A 16,591-nucleotide genomic window follows, 5' to 3' on the forward strand; every position below is an offset into this window, starting at 1 on the left:
GCAAAAGGCATTACATTCGGACATCTATGGAGACATAAAAACTAGCTGAGATAAAAAGCAATGGTTCCCGTAACAGATGCCCTTAATATCCATATGACAAAATAACGAGGATATCCAATCCTAAAGTAAAAAATATTTGCACTGAAATTGAGCTATTTTCATAAATTAAAAAATGAAATTAAGAAAAGATAAATTATCGTAAACTATACACTTTACTTTGGTGTCGAAATTATAATAATGACAACAAATATCAGAATGTGTATAACAGTAAAAAAGAGTCATGTCAAAATGAAGTTAATCATACTTGTAATTTTGATTGCAAACCTTTTATCGGCTTGTGCATTAGCACCAAAGCTAAAACAGCCCAATGATAGGAACCGTGTGCCTATTAATAAAACAATCCCTGCCGAAATTAAGCGAGGAGACAGATGAAAACAAAACAAGCAAAACCAGTGAAAGCCGAACAACTTAGAAGTTATTATGAAGAAAGCCGTGGCTTAGAACGTGATCTTATCAATGAATTTATAAGGTCGCGCAGAACGGCATGGCGTGTTGCGAGTACTGTGGGTCTTTTTGGCTTATTCGGTATGATATGTGGAGTTGTTGGATTTTCTCAACCAGCTCCAACTCCCTTAGTATTGCGCGTTGATAATACGACGGGTGCAGTTGATGTTATCTCAATCATGCGTGAACACGAAGAAAGCTATGGTGAAGTTGTAGATAGATATTGGCTAAACCAATATGTACTTAACCGCGAAACTTACGACTACGATACTATTCAACTGAACTATGACACAACAGCACTTTTAAGTGCGGCATCTGTTCAACAAGAATATTATAAAATCTATGATGGAGAAAATGCACGGGACAAAGTGCTTTCCAACAAAGCACGTATTACAGTTAAAGTACGATCAATCCAGCCTAATGGACTCGGTCAAGCAACTGTACGTTTTACGACTCAGCAACTTGACAGCAACGGTGCTGCTACTGGACCAAAACAGCACCAAATTGCAACAATTGGTTACACCTATGTTGGTGCACCCATGAAATCATCTGATCGATTGCTTAACCCCCTTGGTTTTCAAGTAACAAGTTACCGTTCTGACCCAGAAATACTGTTGAATGATTAAGGAATTGATTGTTATGAAAAAACTTGCGTTCGTTGTTCTATTGTCTTCGTTTTCTTCTCTTTATACGGTACCTGTGCAGGCGCTCAAAAGTCCATCAAATTCACAATATGATCACCGCATTCGCTATATAACATATAACGAAGCCGATGTGGTTCAAATTGAAACAGTTCTTGGTGTGGCAACACATATTATTCTTGAAGAAGGTGAACAGTACATAACTCATGCCTTTGGTGATTCTGAAGCCTATGCCTTTGCTCATAAAGGGCGGCATATTTTTATTAAACCAAAAGCAGAACTTGCCAATACCAATCTCATCGTTGTAACCGACAAACGGAGTTATAAATTCCGACTACAATTTCGGAATGACCGTGCGGGATCAACATATGAATTGGCTTTCCATTATCCCGATTCAAACGATGAAAAGTCAGAAGAAAACAATCGACGCCTTGCGATTGAACGTGGTTTTCACCAAAGCGTCAACGGCTATAATCTCAGTTATACCATGAGTGGTCACCAAGATATTGCTCCGATAAATGCTTGGGACAATGGGCGTATTACTTACTTTAAATTTCCCGCTAACATGGATATGCCATCGATTTATGTCGTAGATGCTGAAGGTAATGAAAGCTTAATACCACGCACCGTTATCGGCAGTTCTAATGATATTATCGCCGTTCATAAGGTCAATCCTAAATGGCTTATACGGCTTGGTAAACGCGCTCTAGCTGTTTTTAATGAAGCCTATGACCCCAATGGCGTACCAAACACAACAGGGACAGTATCTTCGGTGGTTTATCGTATCAATAAAGGAGGAAAATGATGTTTGACAATAAGGAAGGAGAGGGAAAAGGTACAAAACTGGACAACGTCGAACAAAAACATATTGAAGGTACCTATGGAGGGTCCGAACTAGGTTCTGAACGTCGTCCGACAATTCCAGGTACCCGTGCATTGTTAATGGTAGGACTTATTGTCATAGTAGCGATACCGATTGCCTTGACTTGGAAAGCTTTTAAAATGCGTAATACCGTGGAGGTTGAGGAAGAAAAACCACAACAAATAGTACAGCAAATTATACCAAACTATGTCCCTCGGATTATAGAAGAGCCAAAGATTGTAGAAGAAGCAGAAAAATCAACACAAACAGAAGATTCAAACTTGGATATTCCACCGGCCTTGAGTAAGCTTCTTCAAACAGCCATTCCTCCACATATGCTCCAAGATTCTGAAGAATTAGCACGCAAACGTATGCTCAGTTCTAGCCTTAACAACGGTGGTAGCGAAGGATCTACAGATACAAATAATAAAGCATCGAATAATGATAGAGGTAATGGCGTATTATTTGATAACCTTCAGCCTGTGCGTTTAGGTCAATCACATGCGATGCAACTTCGTAACCGTGACTTTTTGATTACACAAGGAACGCAAATAGATTGTACATTAGAAACAAAAATCATTACATCACAACCCGGAATGACGACGTGTCATTTAACACGCGATATTTATTCCACGAGTGGACGTGTTGTTTTGCTTGACCGTGGTTCTAAAGTCGTTGGTTTTTACCAAAGTGGCATACAACAAGGACAAACGCGCGTGTTTGTGCAATGGTTACGCATTGAAACGCCTTCTGGTGTTGTTGTCAATCTTGACTCACCAGGCACAGGTCCTCTGGGTGAAGCGGGTATTGGTGGCTGGGTTGACAGACATTTTTGGGAACGATTTGGTAGTGCAATTATGGTAAGCATTATCGGTGATTTAGGAGAATGGGTAAGAGGAAAAGTTGGTAAAAGCAGCAAAGAAAATAAAGATAACTCACAAAATAAAGGAGCTCAGAATGCTGAATCTATAGCAATCGATGTTCTTCAAAATTCCATCAATATCACACCAACACTTTACAAAAACCAAGGCGAACGAGTAAATATTTTTGTTGCTCGTGATCTGGATTTCAGCGATGTCTACAGTCTCGTCACACGTTAACCCGATACAAAAAGATCAAGCAGTTTTTCAGCTTCTGCAACCGCTTGATTGTTTTTTAGAAGATCCCACGATCACTGAATTATCGATTTGCCGCCCCTGTGAAGTATGGACGAAAAGCTTTAAGGGTTGGCAAGTACATAGCGTACCAGAGTTAACAACCACTTTTTTGCAAACGCTTATTACAGCTATTATCGTTTATAACGGTATGGCTCCCAGAAGTATTAATTATGTGCTCTTGCCTGGTGGACAACGTGGTACAATTATACAAACACCAGCTGTTGTTGATGGTGCTCTTTCCTTTGTAATTCGTAAACATTCTCTCATAGTTAAAACGTTAGAAGAACTCAAAGAAGAAGGGGCATTTGACGATTTTTCTGATGTAAGTTTTAATAAGCCTTCAGCAAAAGAAGCCAATAACTTGTTATCGAGGCAAGACTTCACACGGTTGGAACCATTTGAAGTTCAACTCTTACAAAGTAAACGTGAGGGAAAAATTCTTGAATTTTTGGAAGAATGCGTCCTTCACAAACGCAACATTATTATTGCAGGCAAAACAGGATCTGGTAAAACAACATTTGCTCGCTCTTTAATTGAAAAGGTCCCTGTAGAGGAGCGTATTATCACAATTGAAGATGTTCATGAGCTTTTTCTACCCAATCATCCCAATCATGTACATATGATTTATGGTAACAATGTAGGTCGTGTTTCAGCTGAAGAATGCCTAGATGCGTGTATGCGTCAGTCGCCTGACAGAATTTTTCTCGCTGAATTGCGAGGCAATGAAGCATGGGAATATCTCAATTCGCTCAACACTGGTCATCCCGGATCGATTACAACAACGCATGCTAACAGCGCTTTGCAGACATTTGAGCGATGTGCCACCTTGATTAAAAGATCAGAAATTGGCCGGCAACTCGAGTTAGAAATGATAAAAATCGTTCTCTATACAACAGTTGACGTAGTGTTGTTCTTTAAAGATAGAAAACTCTCTGAAGTCTTTTACGACCCGATTTTTGCTAAATCAAAAATCGCTTAAGGGGAGCTTCCTCTCTCGGTAATATGAAGCAAACAAAAATAGCCGTAACTAATTGTTACGGCTATTTATTTAACTTTTCCTATTCTCTTTGCTTCTCCGATGGATTTTCTACACTCTTCATGAAGAAAAAAGTTAATAGACAACAACTCTACGAGAAAACCAAATTATACATAAGGCTCTCTTTATTCTCTTGCCTTTGATCATTCTTTCCATTTACCTTTTGAAAAAGTATCTTTGATGCAAAAAAGAAAAAATAGCTGCAAAATAAATATTTAAACAAAAGAAAAGAATAAATTTTGATTCGCTTATCAATGAAAGCTTCGTAAAATAGGTACTTTCGATCATCACAAATAATTATCGTCATCAAGACCAAAACTTATCGTTTAAAAATTCTAAGCACTATTTTCAAGTGATTAATAAATATGTTTTTTAACCAAACAATCTCCAAATACGGAAAACCTCATACGAAATAAATTATCATTTCGATTTAGCATCCATAAACCACGTTCTATTTGGTAATAAAAAGTATAGTGGTATATAGACGTCTTCTTCGGACGAAGAAAGATTCTTAACCTCCAATTGTTCGTAAACAACCAAATTTCTCTTAGGCAAGCTTTGCTAACCATATCACGTGGCTTATGTCCCTCTCCTAAAGACGATATCCATAGATTCCATAAGGTAAGCTCTACTCTGAATATTCCTGCTCTCTTCTCTGCACCACAAAAAGCAAAAATTCCTAAAAGAACAGACCTACAATCACTCTTCTTAAGCCACGTCACATTGACTTATAAAGAGTGTTCATTATTTTGCGTGTTGGATAAGAGATCTTAGTACCGTAGGATTCTCTCATTTCAAAGCTGTTTATTAACCAAAACCATGTCTCTTGCACATTATAAGTAAATAAAGCCGTATAGAATGAAACTGTACAAAAAAGCACTAAAAATGCCTTTTATAAACCATCCAAAATGCCAAAAATTATCACAACATTGGGAGTTTGCAAAGTGTCTAATGGCGCCCAACTTGCTCTTTTATGAAGTGTAAAAATGGAGATGCTCTATAAATTTTATATTATTCATCGGGGCTTTACCATTATACCATCCACGAGCTCTGTAGTGAAATAAGCTTAGGCACCTTAAAGAAAGGTTTCTTAAAAACAAGCTTGCAAATTGACAAGCAAAGTGTATTTGGCTCGGGGCGTTCTGTTTTACATAAGGGTTTTGATCTTATTAAAGAACGAGAGAAACAAAAGCGTGAAGCAATGCGTAATCTCTATTATTTAAAAGACATTACTCTAGATACTTTTGAAAGTCGTAAAGCAGAATTAAAAAATGATGCTAAAAATGGAAACTGGTTTGCACCTTTACAGCTTCATATTCTCCTCAAATTAGGCGGCTGTATAGCAACTTTCAAAGATTACGCCAACAGAGATACATAATACTCTTAACTCCCATTTGATAAGTAAAAGCTGCAACAGCAAAAGCTCTTTTAGAAAAACAACGCCATAAAGTCATTAATAAACCGGCAATGAATTGGAGAAATGTTCCAGATTTTTATCAAACACTCTGCAAAGCAACAATAATGATACAACTGGCTTTGCGTCTGCTTATTCTTACAGGTGTTCGTACCCATCTCTTGCATCAATTCGTGAAGATCAGATTGAAGAGGATATATGGACAACTCTTGGCTCGAAAATACGAACGGTCTGCGTGATACTACAGGAGATTTCGCATGTCACTATGATCACAAATATTAAAAATTTTAAAACAAGCACGCTTGTTTTTTCGCAATGATTTCTGTTTTCTGTAACCGGTCGTAGTCCTTATTAAGGTGAATTTCCTATCACAATATATAAGAGAGGTTAGGTTAAAAACCTGTCCACGTAGATTTCGCTCTAGTTTACGTAATTGGTTAACAGACTCCACCTATCACACCTCAAAGGACGAAGCCTCTTAACACGCCACTGATCTGCAAACAATCCGCCCCCTCACCTAGCAGATTTCACCTTCTAACCACTCTAATTACCACATCCTAAATAAGATAGTGTTTTACAGCACAACAGAATAAATACCAAAACAATGGCTGATTATACCGTTAATACTTGGACACCTCTCTTTCATGTTAAGAAATATCTTTATGCTAAAAAATAAAATAAAAAACACTTTTACCGCTTAAATAACTTTCTTCAGCATATATACAAGAAAAAATGAAATCCCCTAACATTATAAATAAGACCTAAACCTAGAAATCTCTATTTTTTATAGATAAAAACATATAAAATAAAAACCCACGAAACTCATAAAAATACAACATGTTTTCTTTGATGATTGAATTCATTCAACTCAAACGAACCTATAAACATCCCTATTCCACATTCGCAACACGTGTTCTTAGAATTCTCACTAGTGTTTTCTAAATTTTTAGAAAAAACTATAAATTTGATATTTTTTAAAAACGTCTTATTTGCTCTTTAGTGAATTTAAATCTATGATGTTACAATATTTTTAAATTACTACCCCCTTAACTATATATCTATCTCTACAATAGAGAGGGATTTTACGTTCTCCATTTTTTAAGAACTATAAATTTTGCTTTTTAATGCGATTAACAATCCAATCTTTAAAACAAAAAATATGACCTTTATATATATATAATGATATTATCAAAAATTCCTAATCCTTGAATATTAGCAATGTTTTCGATATTACAATAAATGTGTCGTAAAATGACGAATTGTCATAATGATCACTCCTTTGTATTTCATTTAGATAATTTACATGCGTTATAATATTTGTATCAGCATTTATTTTTTGTGCTCTATTTATACAGAGTAATCATTTTTTATAAAAAATGATTACTTGAATCTGCATCAAATTATAAATTATGATGCGAATTTAATAAAAATAAAAACACATGGCATATTGATTTTATTGTTTTTACATAGAACGCTATTTAAAGTATAGTTTACTCGAAAGACTAATGCCTTTTAAAGGCAATAATAACTATACTAACCGCCTCATAGAAGCCAATAAATTTTTAGATATTAAGCCTCAAAGAGGCACAAAAACACGCACAATTTTCTATTTTTCTTTTTACTGTTCGTTAATCGGTCAATTTTCAAAGATAATATTCAACTATGAGTTTTCTGCTCAGCCATTGCAAGGATTGCTTCTACAAGGATTGCTTAAATTTTTAGGGATTACTTCACTTTTAGAATGATTATAGCTACTGCGCCCCCATAAGCAGCCGATCTTCTTTTAGAGATTTAATTGCTAAAAGGAGATACAATTTTCCACCTTGCGCTTTATTTTGATCAATCAGTAAATTTTCAGAGGCGGCGTTCAACCATGAGTTTTTTAATTTCAGCAATTGCTTTCGCTGGATTTAATCCCTTTGGACAAGTTTGCGCACAATTCATAATCGTATGGCAACGATAAAGGCGGAAAGGATCTTCTAAATTATCAAGACGTTCACCACACATCTCATCACGTGAATCCGCAATCCAGCGATAAGCTTGAAGCAAAACAGCGGGCCCCAAATAACGATCACCGTTCCACCAATAACTTGGACATGAAGTCTGACAACACGCACACAAAATACATTCATAAAGGCCATCGATTTTTTGGCGATCGGAGTGACTTTGTAACCATTCTTTTGCAGGTTCAGGAGAAACTGTTTGCAACCAAGGCTCAATGACTCGGTGTTGTGCATAAAAACGCTTTAAATCAGGAACCAAATCTTTAACAACCGGCATGGAAGGCAACGGATAGACCTTAATGGGATGTTTTACATCATCCATCCCTTTGGTACAAGCTAATGTATTGGTTCCATCAATATTCATCGCACATGAACCACAGATGCCTTCACGGCATGATCGACGAAGTGTCAAAGTTGGATCAATATGGTTTTTAATAAACAAAAGCCCATCAAGAATCATAGGACCACAAGCAGAACGATCCACATAATAAGTATCTAAATGAGGATTTTCCTCATCATCAGGCGACCAACGATACACGTGAAATTCCGTCAGCTTTGTAGCACCTTCAGGTTTAGGCCAAACCTTTCCCGGTTTTACTTGAGAATTTTTGGGAAGCTTAATTTGTACCATATTTTATTCTCCCCTTAATAAACCCGTTTTTTAGGTGCAATGCGCTTTAAATCGATCCCACCATCAGCTTCAGATGTTAACGGGTCCACATGGACAGGTCGATATGATAATGTCACCTTACCTTCTTTTGACAAATGTGAAATCGTATGTTTACGCCAGTTTTTATCATCACGCTCTGGGTAATCTTCACGAGCGTGAGCGCCACGGCTTTCTGAACGTGCTTCGGCAGAATGAACAGTCATGATTGCATTCGCCATAAGATTTTCAAGCTCTAATGTTTCAACCAAATCAGAATTCCATATCAGAGAACGATCTGTGACTTTGAGATCCGACAATTCCCCCCAGATTTTATTCATCCGTTGACATCCCTGTTTCAAAGAATCTTCTGTACGGAAGACTGCTGCGTCTTCTTGCATCGTGCGTTGCATTTTTTCACGCAATACAGCTGTTGGTATTGCCCCTTGTGCAAAACGTAAACGATCAAAACGAGCTATAATTTCGTCAACAGCTTCTTCATTGATGGGTGGAATTTCTGCATTCCGATCAATAACTTCACCCGCGCGAATGGCAGCAGCACGACCAAACACCACAAGATCAATTAATGAATTTGACCCCAAGCGGTTAGCACCATGAACAGAAGCACATCCTGCTTCTCCTACCGCCATCAGCCCTAGTTGAATACGATCAGGCGAATCAGCCGTTGGATTGAGAACTTCCCCGTAGTAATTGGTAGGAATCCCACCCATATTATAATGAACCGTTGGCAAGATGGGGATAGGCTCTTTTGTTACATCCACCCCTGCAAATATCCGTGCTGATTCTGAAATCCCTGGTAACCGCTCATGCAAGATTGCAGGATCAATATGATTGAGAACCAAATGAATATGGTCCTTCTTAGGTCCAACGCCACGTCCTTCACGAATTTCAAGTGTGATACAACGTGAAACCAAATCACGTGAAGCCAAATCCTTAAAGGAAGGTGCATAGCGCTCCATAAAGCGTTCACCTTCAGAATTGATTAAATAGCCTCCTTCACCACGAGCTCCTTCTGTAATTAAGCAGCCAGAACCGTAAATCCCTGTCGGATGGAATTGCACAAACTCCATATCCTGAAGTGGCAATCCAGCACGTGCGATCATTCCACCACCATCACCCGTACAGGTATGCGCCGATGTCGCAGAAAAATAAGCGCGTCCATAACCACCGGTTGCAAGAACAACCATTTTGGCAGAAAAACGATGTATTGTACCATCATCGAGATTCCATGCCACAACCCCCGTACAAACCCCATCCGTCATGATGAGATCGAGTGCAAAATATTCAATAAAAAATTGCGCATTATGCTTTAAGCTTTGTCCATAAAGCGTATGCAAAATGGCATGGCCTGTACGGTCAGCTGCTGCGCAAGTACGCTGAACAGGTGGACCTTCACCAAATTGTGTCGTATGTCCACCAAAAGGACGCTGATAAATTTTGCCTTCTTGCGTTCGCGAAAAAGGAACGCCATAATGTTCTAATTCATACACAGCAGCAGGAGCATTACGCACCAAATATTCCATTGCATCGGTATCGCCCAACCAATCAGAACCTTTCACGGTATCATATAAATGCCACTGCCAATTGTCAGGACCCATATTTGAAAGCGATGCAGCAATTCCCCCTTGTGCTGCAACCGTATGTGAGCGCGTTGGAAAAACCTTCGTAATACAAGCTGTCTTTAATCCTTGTTCTGCCATACCCAGTGTCGCACGTAATCCTGCACCACCTGCCCCAACAACAACAACATCAAATTTATGATCCACAGTGCGATAAGGGGCGTTACCTGCTTTAGCACCCAGAGATGATCCTGTACCCGCCATACTTGTTTAACCCCCTAATGCAATTTTCAAAAGAGAAAAAATAATGATACCACCTATGAGAAAACAAAATAAAATATTTAACGTCAAAAAGAATATCCGAAAACCTTCACGTGGAATATAATCTTCAATCACCACCTGCATACCAAGTTTCATATGATAAAGGACCGAAAAAGTCATCAATCCCATCAAAATAGCAACAATAGGATGTGCAAGTCTTGCACGCACAATACTATAATCCTTGCCCACAAGCGAAAGAATAAGAACAATAAAAAATATCAAAAGTGGTAGATTGATAAACCCCGTCAAACGTTCTAGCCAAAAATGCTCTGTTCCTTCATGAGCACTGCCACGCCCCCGTACTTTTCCAAGTTCCGTTCGAAAATCTTTTTTCATGTCTCTTTTCACCCCCAGCTAAACAACGGTATATCCAATAATCCAAATCGCAAAAGTAACAATAAGAGAAATAAACACTGTCGCCCAAGCAGTGACTGTTGCCTTTTCTTTTGCCAAAAGGCAAGGCTTCAGATCCCAAACAATGTGGCGAACACCACCAACCATGTGATGAACCCCTGCCAAAGTATAAAGAAACAAAATACACAATCCAAACCAAGAACTATAAATTTCGTAAACTGTTTTAAATGTCTCCTCGCCACACGCAATAGCAATTAACCAAACAGCAAGAAAAACCGTTCCAACATAAAGCGCCATACCCGTAATTCGGTGTGCAATGGACATGGCCATAGTAATTGTCCAACGATAAATACTTATATGAGGGGAACGAGGGCGCTCTTTTATCCTAGTTGTCTCTATCATAAAATATCCTGACCTGGTTTATCATAAAATATCCTGACCTGGTTTTTGCAACCGCAATGAACGAGAAAGTCGCGCAAAACGACTAAACATACTCTCTCGTTTTTACTTGTTTGGCATCTCAAGATACCGATATTACAGGTCGGTTGTCTCAAATAACGGATTAAAGGTCACGCATAAAAAAACCGATTACTCCCTGGATATGATCCGCAAAACTCGCCTTAATCTAATACACTTTTATCTTCACGTCAAAGGTCTAAAATCGTTTCCAAATATAAACAGACATTTTTTCAGATTAAACTTATCCTTTTGAGTATTCACGATATATGCAATAGTCTCTTAAACTGCACCCATAATTAAGAATAAAAAGAGGAAAAATTGATAGATTGAACATTTTTATGTCCACTCCAAGCCTTTTAAAAGGCAAAACGAATCAAGAAAGACACAAATAAGCGGCATAAAAGCCGCTTTTGCATAAAGTTTAGCCGATATAATCTTTACTCAGAAACTTGCTTTTCAACATCTGTGCTGACAGATGCTGCTTCTACTTTCTCAACAACCTTTTCAGCTTTTTTCCGATAATCTCTCTTTTCAGCGATACGTGCAGCTTTACCTCTCAAGCCACGTAGATAATAGAGTTTTGCACGGCGCACTTTACCACGGCGCACCAGCTCAACACCTTCAATCAAAGGAGAATAAACAGGAAATACCCTCTCCACCCCTTCACCATAAGAAATCTTGCGTACTGTAAAGGTCTCATTCAACCCACCGCCTGAACGCGCAATACAGACACCTTCATAAGCCTGAACACGCGTCCGTGTACCTTCTGTCACACGCACCATAACACGGACTGTATCTCCTGGCTGAAATGCTGGAAATTGGCGCTTTTCTTCAATTTTTGCACATTGTTCAGCTTCAAGCTGTGCGATAATATTCATTTCTTTTATCCTTCATGTTCTTTATCGAACAGTCAGAGCGCTCAACTCTTACCAAAAAAGCCTTTATTAAGAATAAGGAGCTCTTTAGGCTATGTCTTACACAGGAGCGAATACACCATTCCTTCATTTTAATTTTGGAACTACAGAAAACCTTTTATAAAAAACTCTCTAAAAAGAGAGCCATGCAATACACCACCTTATCATATGAATCAAGTTTTCTGATGATTTTTATTATAACGTGCATAAAGATCAGGGCGACGTTGACGTGTTAACAATTCGGCTTGGCTTTGACGCCAATCTGCGATCGCTTTGTGATGACCTGAGAGCAATACAGGCGGAATACCCCGCCCTTCGAAAAGAGAAGGGCGGGTATATTGCGGATGTTCCAGCAAGTCATTTTCAAAACTTTCACACCTTGCAGAAGCTGCATTCCCCATCACTCCAGGCAGAAGACGTATAATAGCATCTAAGATAACCAATGCAGCTGTTTCACCCCCTGAAAGAATATAATCACCAATAGAAACTTCTTCTAATTCTCGTGCTTCTATGACTCGCTCATCAACCCCTTCAAAACGTCCACAAACTAACGTTACACCCGTATCACGAGCCAAGCTATGCGCGTAAGCTTGGTCAAAAGGGCGTCCACGTGGACTCATCAACAATCTTGGCGAATCCTGTGGACAGCAATCAAGAGCCGCCGCCAATACATCCGCCCGCATTACCATACCAGCTCCCCCACCAGCAGGTTTATCATCAACGCTATGGTGTTTGTCTAAAGCAAAATCCCTAATCTGTACCGTCTCCAGTGACCAAATTCCACGCTCTAAAGCTTGCCCTGCTAAAGAATACCCTAAAAAACCAGGAAACATTTCAGGATAAAGGGTTAAAACGCGCGCCTGAAATTTCATTTTATTTCTTATCCTTATTTTCTTAAACAGACTCTTAATAGCAAAAATAGCACAAACAAGACTTTTAACGCTATAGCGTTAATCTGAGTCTTCTTGATCTGCGCCATATTTAATACGATCCTTCTAAATACTTGCACTAAAAAAGACTCTAAAAATTCAGGACTATTTCGAGATAAAGTGCTTACAATATCTGCTCAAAAGAGCATTTTTAATATTTTCACACATTCCACTTTTTATTGACGAAATTCATCTGTTGTTTTTTACCTTCATCTTTATTTTTAGATTCAAGCTATTTCCTTTTTATCATTGTCTCCCCATCAATTAAACCAGCGGCCATGGGATCAACAACAAGAAAACCAGAATCCATACAAATTTCTGGTACCGCCGCCTTACTAAAGGGAATAAGAACTCTTTTACCTGTATTCAAACGTATTTCAAGCAAATCACCAGCCCCGAAATTAAAAAAACCACACACTTCACCTAAGATTTTCCCCCCACAATCTTGGACACACAAGCCTATTAAATCGACTTGATAAAACTCATCCTCCATCAAATCATCAATTAATTGATCACGCGTCACATAAAGGCGAATCCCTTTTAAAGACTCAGCCGCATTACGATTTTCTACCCCTTTAAAACGTACAATCGCCTTATTTTTTTGTATGCGAAGAGTTACAATTTCATAAGAACGCCCCATATCATCATAAAGAGTGCTGTAAAACTTGAAACGCTGTGGCTCAGCACTTAGAATTTTAACAAAAACATCTCCTTTTATACCATGAGGCATACCAATAATGGCAAGATAGACTTTATTTTTAAGCTTTTCTTTATTATACTTCATGCAAAAATATTATCTCTCAAAAATGAACCCTTCAATCTTATAGTTTTCTATTCAATCTTGTTGCCATATGAGACAATCTTCTAAAAGACCTTTCTTGGTAACAAAAAACAAATTAATAAAGGAGAAAGTCTTATGGCAAATATTATGCTATTTTACAAAGATATCACACCAATCAACAAAATTTCCCATAAAAATCTAAAATTTGCTCCTCCAAGTGATATGTCTTTTGCCAAGGATACTCATTGGGTTCCTTTAGCAAGTACTGAATATTTTCAAGCAGCACTAGACTATCCTATTTTATTTATGTGCGCTGAAGATGAACAAAAAAAACGGCACTACACATCCGCAGCTCTTGTCGGTCTTTCTAATGACGAAAATGACTATATCGCTTCTGATAAAAGTTGGAAAAACAATACTTATGTTCCAGCTTTTGTCCGTCGCTATCCTTTTGTTTTGGCACAAATTAGCAATGAAAAAGAACTTTCTGTCTGCTTTGATCAACAGTCCGGTATGTTTAATGAAGTTGCAGGAACAGAACTTTTTAATTCCGATGGCTCTATTTCTCCTTTTATGGAAGAACGTATTCGCTTTCTTGAAAGTTTTAAAATCGCTATGGAGAAAACCTCTGAGTTTATTGATGCTCTTGTAGAAATGGATCTCCTAAGCCAAAAATCCATCAATGTGAAAAACGATAAAGGTCTCTCAGCGCAATTGGAACATTTTTGGGTTGTTGATGAAGAAAAATTGAATAAATTATCAGCAAGCCAACTTGCCAAACTTCATAAAAATGGCTTTTTAGGATTAATTTTTGCGCATTTGATGTCAACACACAATCTTGTGAAAATACTCTCTCTCAAAGGTGAAAAGCAACTTATCAATCGTGAAGAGCAACCCCAAAACAAGAATGGTCATTCTAACGATGAAAAATCTAAAAAGAAAGAAACTCTCAACTAGATAATGCCCATCAAAAACGACAAGAGAAAAGATGAAAATATTCCTCTCATTCCAGCAGACCATGCAATTTTAAAAGCAAGGAAAAATTGGTTAGAGTGTCTTACCCAAACACGTCGTATGTCAGCACAAACAGTGCAAGCCTATGAACGTGATACGCGGCAATTTTTGTCTTTTCTCTGTCAACACTTAAGCCATACACCAACTCTTACAGATCTTGCTCATTTACGCATCAGTGACTTGCGTGCTTATCTTGCTTATCGGCGTACAAACAATGTAAGTGCGCGCTCTTTAAGCCGAGGGGTGGCAGGCATCCGTTCTTTTTTCAAATACTTATCACGTGAAGGAATCGTCAATGTTCCCGCGGCTCAACTTATCCGAAGCCCTAAACACCCCAAATTGCTCCCAAAACCTTTAGCGATAAAATCAGCACTTCACATAGTCAAACAAGAAAATCAACTGGAAAATGAACCTTGGATTACCGCGCGTAATGCTGCTGTCCTCATGCTTCTTTATGGCTGTGGAATGCGAATATCAGAAGCCTTAAGCCTCACACCAGAACAATTTTCTGATCCTGAAAAAACAAGTTTATTTATAACTGGAAAAGGAGGCAAAACACGCCTTGTTCCCCTCATAAAAATTGTTTACGAAGCCGTACAAAATTATCTTCAATGCTGCCCATATCCTTTATTGGATAACCAACCCATGTTTCGTGGTGCGCGGGGTGGTCCCCTACAGCCTGCCATTATTCAAAAAGCTGTCCGTAATTTACGTGCAAGCCTTGGTTTACCAGAAACTGCAACGCCTCATACACTGCGCCATTCTTTTGCCACCCATCTTTTATCACGGGGGGGAGATTTGCGCACGATTCAAGAACTTCTTGGGCACGCTAGTCTTTCCACCACACAAATCTATACCCACGTCGATACAGACCATTTGTTAAAAATCTATCAAAAGGCCCATCCCCGTTCCAAAAACGTCTCATCAAAAAATTAGAGTGTTTCAACCTCAAGTGCCAAAGCATGAACACAAGTAGCTAACTCTTCTTGTAAAACTTTATAAATCGCTCGATGTATTTCTACGCGTGTCATATTAGAAAAAGAAGAAGATAAAATTTTCACTCGAAAATGTGTTTCTCCTTTACCATCAAAAGCATGTTCATTATGAGGATGCCCCTCATGAAGATGACTTTCGTTAATCACTTCAAGCTTTTGCGGATGAAAAGCATCCTGAAGCTTTCTCTGAATTATTGTTTCTATAAACATTTTTCATTCCTCAAACAAAATGAACGTGCAAAAATACACCTTTTTCATAATAGAATAAGTGTGAAAACAAATTTTTCAAAAGTCAATTCTTGTAAAATTAATCAATTTTGCATAAACCAATAATATGACAATAACATCTAAATTATTCGATTCAATTCGCATAAGCTCAAATAAAAAACAAAAAGCTGAGCCAGAAGCACAACAGTGTCAGTGGGAAGGTTGTGAAAAAACAGGGTCCCATAAAGCACCAGCAGGTCGAAATCACGAAGGACAATATTTATATTTTTGTATTGAACACGTACGCGCCTACAATAAAAATTTTAATTACTTCTCTGGTCTTAGCAATAAAGATATCGCAAAATTTCAAAAGGATGCTCTCACAGGACATCGTCCGACATGGCCTACAGATCTGAGCAATGGTACATCGAAAAAAACAGCCGCGAATTATGCAAAGATTCGCTCTGGAACAGCTGCCTATCAAAATCGCATGCGCGATCCCTTCACGCTTTTTACTGGGCAGCATTCAAACAATAAGTTCTCACGAAAATTAAAGCCCTTAGAAGCAAAAGCTTTTGATACACTGGGACTACAGGCAAACGCTTCAGCAGAAGACATCAAAATGAAATATAAAGAGTTGGTAAAAAAGCACCATCCTGATTCCAATGGTGGTAATCGTGCTTCAGAAGAGCGCTTTCGTGATGTTTTACATGCTTACAATTTGCTAAAAAAGTCTGGTTTGTGCTGAAAACATGCGCTTATATGAGTCTATTT

General features: G+C 38.3%; 17 protein-coding genes. 9 read left to right on the forward strand and 8 right to left on the reverse strand.

Annotation, left to right across the window (positions count from 1 at the left end; genetic code table 11):
* Nucleotides 1-288 precede the first annotated feature (288 nt).
* The 6 genes from ACFINI_RS00005 to ACFINI_RS00030 all read left to right on the forward strand — a co-directional run bounded on the left by ACFINI_RS00005 (nt 289) and on the right by ACFINI_RS00030 (nt 5,578).
* Nucleotides 289-432: a TrwH protein gene (locus ACFINI_RS00005; RefSeq protein ID WP_375645281.1), complete on the forward strand. Its 144-nt coding sequence runs from the start codon at nt 289-291 to the stop codon at nt 430-432.
* Entirely contained in the window at nt 429-1,130 is a 702-nt protein-coding gene (locus ACFINI_RS00010; protein ID WP_375606007.1) for a virB8 family protein, read from the forward strand. The genes ACFINI_RS00005 and ACFINI_RS00010 overlap by 4 nt, the downstream gene beginning before the upstream one ends.
* A gap of 13 nt (nt 1,131-1,143) precedes the next feature.
* Nucleotides 1,144-1,950, forward strand: coding sequence for a P-type conjugative transfer protein VirB9 (gene virB9, locus ACFINI_RS00015; protein ID WP_375606008.1), 807 nt, complete (start codon nt 1,144-1,146; stop codon nt 1,948-1,950).
* Nucleotides 1,950-3,107: a type IV secretion system protein VirB10 gene (gene virB10, locus ACFINI_RS00020; protein ID WP_375606219.1), complete on the forward strand. Its 1,158-nt coding sequence runs from the start codon at nt 1,950-1,952 to the stop codon at nt 3,105-3,107. The genes virB9 and virB10 overlap by 1 nt, the downstream gene beginning before the upstream one ends.
* Nucleotides 3,082-4,143 (forward strand): P-type DNA transfer ATPase VirB11, encoded by a 1,062-nt coding sequence (gene virB11 / locus ACFINI_RS00025; RefSeq protein WP_375618302.1) that lies wholly within the window; start codon nt 3,082-3,084, stop codon nt 4,141-4,143. Before virB10 ends, virB11 begins: the two co-directional genes overlap by 26 nt.
* Nucleotides 4,144-5,302: 1,159 nt before the next feature.
* Complete coding sequence (locus tag ACFINI_RS00030; protein ID WP_375645282.1) at nt 5,303-5,578, forward strand: hypothetical protein; 276 nt, start codon at nt 5,303-5,305, stop codon at nt 5,576-5,578.
* A gap of 1,890 nt (nt 5,579-7,468) precedes the next feature.
* On the opposite strand, the gene ACFINI_RS00035 is transcribed toward ACFINI_RS00030, so the two are convergent.
* The 7 genes from ACFINI_RS00035 to rimM all read right to left on the reverse strand — a co-directional run bounded on the left by ACFINI_RS00035 (nt 7,469) and on the right by rimM (nt 13,604).
* Nucleotides 7,469-8,248, reverse strand: a complete 780-nt coding sequence (locus ACFINI_RS00035; RefSeq protein ID WP_005774220.1) for a succinate dehydrogenase iron-sulfur subunit — start codon at nt 8,246-8,248, stop codon at nt 7,469-7,471.
* Between the two features lie 14 nt (nt 8,249-8,262).
* A complete protein-coding gene (sdhA, locus tag ACFINI_RS00040) occupies nt 8,263-10,107 on the reverse strand; it encodes a succinate dehydrogenase flavoprotein subunit (RefSeq protein ID WP_375645283.1) in 1,845 nt (614 codons plus the stop codon).
* Nucleotides 10,108-10,113: 6 nt separating this feature from the next.
* Entirely contained in the window at nt 10,114-10,500 is a 387-nt protein-coding gene (sdhD, locus tag ACFINI_RS00045; RefSeq protein ID WP_375612246.1) for a succinate dehydrogenase, hydrophobic membrane anchor protein, read from the reverse strand.
* An 18-nt stretch (nt 10,501-10,518) separates the two neighbouring features.
* Nucleotides 10,519-10,920, reverse strand: coding sequence for a succinate dehydrogenase, cytochrome b556 subunit (sdhC, locus tag ACFINI_RS00050; RefSeq protein WP_375620954.1), 402 nt, complete (start codon nt 10,918-10,920; stop codon nt 10,519-10,521).
* A gap of 494 nt (nt 10,921-11,414) precedes the next feature.
* Nucleotides 11,415-11,855 (reverse strand): 50S ribosomal protein L19, encoded by a 441-nt coding sequence (rplS, locus tag ACFINI_RS00055; protein ID WP_375612245.1) that lies wholly within the window; start codon nt 11,853-11,855, stop codon nt 11,415-11,417.
* A gap of 209 nt (nt 11,856-12,064) precedes the next feature.
* Nucleotides 12,065-12,763: a tRNA (guanosine(37)-N1)-methyltransferase TrmD gene (gene trmD / locus ACFINI_RS00060; protein WP_375612244.1), complete on the reverse strand. Its 699-nt coding sequence runs from the start codon at nt 12,761-12,763 to the stop codon at nt 12,065-12,067.
* A gap of 289 nt (nt 12,764-13,052) precedes the next feature.
* A complete protein-coding gene (rimM, locus tag ACFINI_RS00065; RefSeq protein WP_375645284.1) occupies nt 13,053-13,604 on the reverse strand; it encodes a ribosome maturation factor RimM in 552 nt (183 codons plus the stop codon).
* 132 nt (nt 13,605-13,736) lie between these two features.
* Here rimM and ACFINI_RS00070 point away from each other — a divergent pair, with 132 nt between their 5' ends.
* Both ACFINI_RS00070 and ACFINI_RS00075 read left to right on the forward strand, forming a co-directional pair.
* The gene (locus ACFINI_RS00070; RefSeq protein WP_375620953.1) at nt 13,737-14,558 is read left to right on the forward strand and encodes a SapC family protein; all 822 of its coding nucleotides are present in this window, start codon (nt 13,737-13,739) and stop codon (nt 14,556-14,558) included.
* A 3-nt stretch (nt 14,559-14,561) separates the two neighbouring features.
* The gene (locus ACFINI_RS00075) at nt 14,562-15,551 is read left to right on the forward strand and encodes a tyrosine recombinase XerC (RefSeq protein WP_375645285.1); all 990 of its coding nucleotides are present in this window, start codon (nt 14,562-14,564) and stop codon (nt 15,549-15,551) included.
* Here the strand turns inward: ACFINI_RS00075 and ACFINI_RS00080 are convergent.
* Nucleotides 15,548-15,820, reverse strand: coding sequence for a BolA family protein (locus tag ACFINI_RS00080; RefSeq protein WP_375612716.1), 273 nt, complete (start codon nt 15,818-15,820; stop codon nt 15,548-15,550). The genes ACFINI_RS00075 and ACFINI_RS00080 overlap by 4 nt on opposite strands.
* Before the next feature lie 124 nt (nt 15,821-15,944).
* Here ACFINI_RS00080 and ACFINI_RS00085 point away from each other — a divergent pair, with 124 nt between their 5' ends.
* On the forward strand, nt 15,945-16,565 hold the full coding sequence (locus ACFINI_RS00085) for a J domain-containing protein (RefSeq protein WP_375612239.1): 621 nt from the start codon (nt 15,945-15,947) through the stop codon (nt 16,563-16,565).
* Nucleotides 16,566-16,591: the final 26 nt, after the last annotated feature.

The organism is Bartonella sp. AA56HLJMS, from assembly GCF_042197145.1.
Taxonomy (GTDB): Bacteria; Pseudomonadota; Alphaproteobacteria; order Rhizobiales; family Rhizobiaceae; genus Bartonella.

Coding starts and splice junctions, on each gene's coding strand:
- rplS (WP_375612245.1), bottom strand. CDS start 11,855: ATGAATATTATCGCACAGCTTGAAGCTGAACAATGTGCAAAAATTGAA.
- sdhD (WP_375612246.1), bottom strand. CDS start 10,500: ATGAAAAAAGATTTTCGAACGGAACTTGGAAAAGTACGGGGGCGTGGC.
- ACFINI_RS00075 (WP_375645285.1), top strand. CDS start 14,562: ATGCCCATCAAAAACGACAAGAGAAAAGATGAAAATATTCCTCTCATT.
- trmD (WP_375612244.1), bottom strand. CDS start 12,763: ATGAAATTTCAGGCGCGCGTTTTAACCCTTTATCCTGAAATGTTTCCT.
- virB11 (WP_375618302.1), top strand. CDS start 3,082: ATGTCTACAGTCTCGTCACACGTTAACCCGATACAAAAAGATCAAGCA.
- ACFINI_RS00010 (WP_375606007.1), top strand. CDS start 429: ATGAAAACAAAACAAGCAAAACCAGTGAAAGCCGAACAACTTAGAAGT.
- rimM (WP_375645284.1), bottom strand. CDS start 13,604: ATGAAGTATAATAAAGAAAAGCTTAAAAATAAAGTCTATCTTGCCATT.
- virB10 (WP_375606219.1), top strand. CDS start 1,950: ATGTTTGACAATAAGGAAGGAGAGGGAAAAGGTACAAAACTGGACAAC.
- ACFINI_RS00070 (WP_375620953.1), top strand. CDS start 13,737: ATGGCAAATATTATGCTATTTTACAAAGATATCACACCAATCAACAAA.
- ACFINI_RS00035 (WP_005774220.1), bottom strand. CDS start 8,248: ATGGTACAAATTAAGCTTCCCAAAAATTCTCAAGTAAAACCGGGAAAG.
- ACFINI_RS00080 (WP_375612716.1), bottom strand. CDS start 15,820: ATGTTTATAGAAACAATAATTCAGAGAAAGCTTCAGGATGCTTTTCAT.
- sdhC (WP_375620954.1), bottom strand. CDS start 10,920: ATGATAGAGACAACTAGGATAAAAGAGCGCCCTCGTTCCCCTCATATA.
- ACFINI_RS00005 (WP_375645281.1), top strand. CDS start 289: ATGAAGTTAATCATACTTGTAATTTTGATTGCAAACCTTTTATCGGCT.
- sdhA (WP_375645283.1), bottom strand. CDS start 10,107: ATGGCGGGTACAGGATCATCTCTGGGTGCTAAAGCAGGTAACGCCCCT.
- ACFINI_RS00085 (WP_375612239.1), top strand. CDS start 15,945: ATGACAATAACATCTAAATTATTCGATTCAATTCGCATAAGCTCAAAT.
- virB9 (WP_375606008.1), top strand. CDS start 1,144: ATGAAAAAACTTGCGTTCGTTGTTCTATTGTCTTCGTTTTCTTCTCTT.